The organism is Nocardioides albidus (assembly GCF_006335005.1).
GTDB classification, from domain to species: domain Bacteria; phylum Actinomycetota; class Actinomycetes; order Propionibacteriales; family Nocardioidaceae; genus Nocardioides; species Nocardioides albidus.
In genome coordinates this window covers 78,501-82,669 of record NZ_VDMP01000020.1, presented here as the reverse complement: position 1 = coordinate 82,669, position 4,169 = coordinate 78,501, and the positions used below count along the sequence as shown (strand labels likewise).

Annotated in this window: 4 protein-coding genes; 3 read left to right on the top strand and 1 reads right to left on the bottom strand. The window is 71.0% G+C overall.

Annotation, left to right across the window (positions count from 1 at the left end):
* Nucleotides 1-98 precede the first annotated feature (98 nt).
* Both FHP29_RS07085 and FHP29_RS07075 read left to right on the top strand, forming a co-directional pair.
* A complete protein-coding gene (locus tag FHP29_RS07085) occupies nucleotides 99-761 on the top strand; it encodes a DUF4190 domain-containing protein (RefSeq protein WP_139622161.1) in 663 nt (220 codons plus the stop codon).
* 116 nt (nucleotides 762-877) lie between these two features.
* A complete protein-coding gene (locus FHP29_RS07075; protein ID WP_139622160.1) occupies nucleotides 878-1,588 on the top strand; it encodes a septum formation family protein in 711 nt (236 codons plus the stop codon).
* 6 nt (nucleotides 1,589-1,594) lie between these two features.
* Here the strand turns inward: FHP29_RS07075 and FHP29_RS07070 are convergent, their stop codons facing one another.
* Nucleotides 1,595-3,544, bottom strand: coding sequence for a TIGR03960 family B12-binding radical SAM protein (locus FHP29_RS07070; protein ID WP_139622159.1), 1,950 nt, complete (start codon nucleotides 3,542-3,544; stop codon nucleotides 1,595-1,597).
* A 72-nt stretch (nucleotides 3,545-3,616) separates the two neighbouring features.
* Here FHP29_RS07070 and FHP29_RS22560 point away from each other — a divergent pair.
* A partial coding sequence (locus FHP29_RS22560; protein WP_420813394.1) for a calcium:cation antiporter occupies nucleotides 3,617-4,169 on the top strand: 553 nt, incomplete at its 3' end.

The following is a 4,169-nucleotide window of genomic DNA, read 5'->3' as shown; positions in this document are numbered from 1 at the left end:
TCCGAAGGACGTCTCCGTCGGCGACCATCTCGTCTGCTACGTCGAGCCCGACGACCAGCTCAGCAAGCCGATCCTCTGAGTCCGGCTCGGCTGCTCCGATGACCAACCCGTACGGCGGCGGCTATCCGTCCTACGAGCCCGGGCCGAATCCGTACGACGGCCCGGCGGCCGGGGCTCGCGCGCCGTTCGACGGCGTGTCCATCGCCGCCCTCGTCTGCTCGCTGACCTGTTGTGCGGCCCCCGTGGGGATCGGTCTCGGGGTCGCCGGGATCGTCCGCACGGGGCAGGGGCGCCGGTCGGGGCGGTGGGCGGCGGTGACGGGACTCGTCGTGGGCCTGCTGGTCCTGGCCGCCGGCCTGGCGTTCGTCGTCTTCGCCGTCGTCATGGGCAGTCGGACCGTGTGGGAGGACGAGGCGAGCGTCGGCCAGTGCATCGACGTCGACCTCTTCGACGACCCCGTCAAGGCGACCTGCGGCGAGCCGCACGCGGGCGAGGTGATCTGGACCGGCCGATTCGACGGCGCCCGGGTCGAAGCCTTCGGCGAGGTCCCACTCGCCGACTTCTGCGCCGCCCTGCCGGGGCTCGATCCGGCCTACGCGGAGGCCATCGTAGGCGGAGACTTCGACGTCCGGATCGAGACCGACTCGTTCGACGAGGACGAGCCGGACAGCGGCGACCCCTTCTTCTGTTATCTCGTGCGCGCCGACGGCGAGAAGTTCGACGGCCTGATCGGCGACGGCGTCGGGACGGAGGGAGCATGAGCGATCTCGTGCCGCCCGGCGATCCGGTCGACGGACCTCAGCCCCCTCCCCCACCAGGACCACCTGCACCGCCAGAGCCACCCGCACCGCCAGGGCCACCGGCGGCGGCCCCCGGCATGCCGTCGTACACGTCGGTCGCCGGGGTGCGACCTCCGCCGACTCGTGCGCCCGAGACCGACAAGGGCCTCGGCTGGACCGGCGTCGGGATGGCTCTCACGGTCTGCGTCCCGCTCCTGCCGCTGGCCGGCGCCGTCATCGCGATCGTCACGCTGGCGCGCCGCCGGTTCCGGCCGCGCTGGGCGGCCGTCGCGGCGCTGATCGTCGGCGTCGGGGCGACGATCCTCCAGGTGGCGGCCGTGCCCAGCGTGGTCGACGGCCTGCGGGAGGGCGTCAACGACAGCATCGAGGAGGACACCGAGCGAGCCCGGGACTCCGGCGAGCCGCGGGAGGTCTCCGTCCTCAAGCTGCAGACCGGCGACTGCTTCGACTCCGCCGTCCTGCGCGGGCTCTCCGGCGCCGAGGAGGTCGAGACCCAGACCGTGACCCTGCTGCCGTGCGAGCGCAAGCACGACCTGGAGGTCTACAGGATCTTCGAGATGTCCGGCGACGACTTCCCCGGGCAGGCCGCGATCGACCGGCAGGCGCAGCGGTGCATCAAGGCGTTCGAGAGGTTCGTCGGGAAGCCGTACGGCACCTCGCGCTTCGAGGTCTACTACACCTACCCGAAGGAGCGGTCCTGGCAGCTGCTCGGCGACCGCAACGTCACCTGTCTCGCCGGCCACCCGCGCAAGAAGGTGGCCGGAACCCTCGAGGGCCGGCGCCGCTGACCGTGCTCAGACGACGCTGAGCGGAAGCAGCTTCTGCCCCGTCGGACCGATCTGGATCTCGGTGCCCATCTCCGGGCACACGCCGCAGTCGTAGCAGGGCGTCCAGCGGCAGTCCTCGACCTCGACGTCGGAGTCCCCCGTGGCGACGGCCAGGGCGTCCTCCCAGTCGGCCCACAGCCAGTCCTTGTCGAGACCGGAGTCGAGGTGGTCCCAGGGCAGCACCTCGTCGTACTCACGCTCGCGGGTGGTGAACCAGTCGAGGTCGACGCCGGTGCCCTCGAGCGCCACGGCGGCGGACGCAGCCCAGCGCTCGAACGAGAAGTGCTCGGACCAGCCGTCGAAGCGGCCGCCGTCACGCCAGACCTGCTCGATGATCCGGCCGACCCGGCGGTCGCCGCGCGAGAGCAGACCCTCGATGATGCCCGGCTGCCCGTCGTGGTAGCGGAAGCCGATGGCGCGGCCGAAGCGCTTGTCGGCGCGCACCGTGTCGCGCAGCAGCTGTAGGCGCCGGTCGGTGGTCTCCACGTCGAGCTGGGCGGCCCACTGGAAGGGTGTGTGCGGCTTGGGGACGAAGCCGCCGATGGAGACGGTGCAGCGGATGTCGTTGCGCCCCGACACCTCGCGGCCGGTCGCGATCACGCGCTTGGCGAGCTCGGCGATCTGGAGCACGTCCTCGTCGGTCTCGGTCGGCAGGCCGCACATGAAGTAGAGCTTCACCTGCCGCCAGCCGTGGGAGTACGCCGCCGCGACGGTGCGGATCAGGTCGTCCTCGGTGACCATCTTGTTGATCACCTTGCGCATCCGCTCGCTGCCGCCCTCGGGGGCGAAGGTGAGGCCGGAGCGCCGCCCGTTGCGGGAGAACTCGTTGGCCAGGGTGATGTTGAACGCGTCCACCCGGGTGGAGGGCAGCGACAGGGAGACGTTGGTCCCCTCGTAGCGGTCGGCGAGGCCCTTGGCGACGTCGCCGATCTCCGTGTGATCGGCGCTCGAGAGCGAGAGCAGCCCGACCTCCTCGAAGCCGGTCTTGCGCACGCCGTTCTCCACCATCGCGCCGATGGTCTCGATCGAGCGCTCGCGCACGGGGCGGGTGATCATGCCGGCCTGGCAGAACCGGCAGCCGCGGGTGCAGCCGCGGAAGATCTCGACGCTGAACCGCTCGTGCACGGTCTCGGCGAGCGGCACCAGAGGGTTGCGCGGGTAGGGCCACTGGTCGAGATCCATCAGCGTGTGCTTGCGGACCCGGTCCGGCGCCTCCGGGTGGTTGGGTACGACGGCCGCGATAGCGCCGGTCTCGTCGTAGGAGACGTCGTAGAAGCGCGGCACGTAGACCGTGCCGGACACGGCGAGGCGGCGCAGCAGCTCGAGGCGGCCGCCGGGGCGTCCCTCGCCCTTCCACTCCCGCACGACCTCGGAGATCTTGAGCACGACCTCCTCGCCGTCGCCGAGGACGGCGGCGTCGACGAACGCGGCGATCGGCTCGGGGTTGAACGCGGCGTGTCCCCCCGCGATGACCACGGGGTGCGACTCGTCACGGTCCACGGCGTGCAGCGGGATGCCGGCCAGGTCGAGGGCGGTGAGCAGGTTGGTGTAGCCGAGCTCGGTCGAGAAGCTCACGCCGAACAGGTCGAACGCGCCGACCGGGCGGTGGCTGTCGACCGTGAACTGCGGGATCTGCTGCTCGCGCAGCACCTTCTCCATGTCGGGCCACACGGCGTAGGTGCGCTCGGCGAGGATCCACTCCCGCTCGTTGAGCACTTCGTAGAGGATCTGGACGCCCTGGTTGGGCAGGCCGACCTCGTAGGCGTCGGGGTACATGAGCACCCAGCGGACGTCCACGGCGTCCCAGTCCTTCGCGACCATGTTGAGCTCGCCGCCGACGTACTGGATCGGCTTGGACACCGACAGGAGATGGGGCTCCAGCCGGGGGAAGACGGACTCGACGGTCTGGGCGGACATGGTCCCGATTCTACGAGCGGACCGTGGTCCGAGCGGCATCGTCGCTGGGTCCCTCCCGTAGGATCTGCCGGCGTGAGCACCTCCACCTCGGGACGACTCGGGTGGACGGTCCTCACTCCCCCGCTCGCCGCCGTCGTGCTGGCGATCAGCTGGGGCTCCCATCCCGGGCCGCTCGCGGCGAGTCTCATCGGCGTCGCCCTGATCGGCGCCGTGCTGGCCGCCGTCCACCACGCCGAGGTGGTCGCGCACAAGGTCGGGGAGCCCTTCGGCTCCCTGCTCCTCGCGGTGGCGGTGACGGTGATCGAGGTCGGCCTGATCGTGATGCTCATGGTGTCGGGCAGCGGGGAGACCTCGACACTCGCCCGGGACACGGTCTTCGCGGCCGTGATGATCACCGTGAACGGCATCGTCGGCCTCGCCCTCGTGGTCGGCGCCGTCCGGCACCACCTCGCCGTGTTCAATCCCGAGGGCACCGGCTCGGCGCTCGCGACGGTGATCACGCTCGCCGGGCTGACCCTCGTGGTGCCCACCTTCACGGTGAGCGAGTCCGGTCCGGTGCTGACGGGCGAGCAGCTCACCTTCGCCGCTCTGGCGTCACTCGTCCTCTACGGCTCGTTCGTGTTCA

Excerpts from the sequence above, each read along its gene's own strand:
- FHP29_RS07085 (WP_139622161.1), top strand. The coding sequence starts at position 99 with ATGACCAACCCGTACGGCGGCGGCTATCCGTCCTACGAGCCCGGGCCG.
- FHP29_RS07075 (WP_139622160.1), top strand. The coding sequence starts at position 878 with ATGCCGTCGTACACGTCGGTCGCCGGGGTGCGACCTCCGCCGACTCGT.
- FHP29_RS07070 (WP_139622159.1), bottom strand. The coding sequence starts at position 3,544 with ATGTCCGCCCAGACCGTCGAGTCCGTCTTCCCCCGGCTGGAGCCCCAT.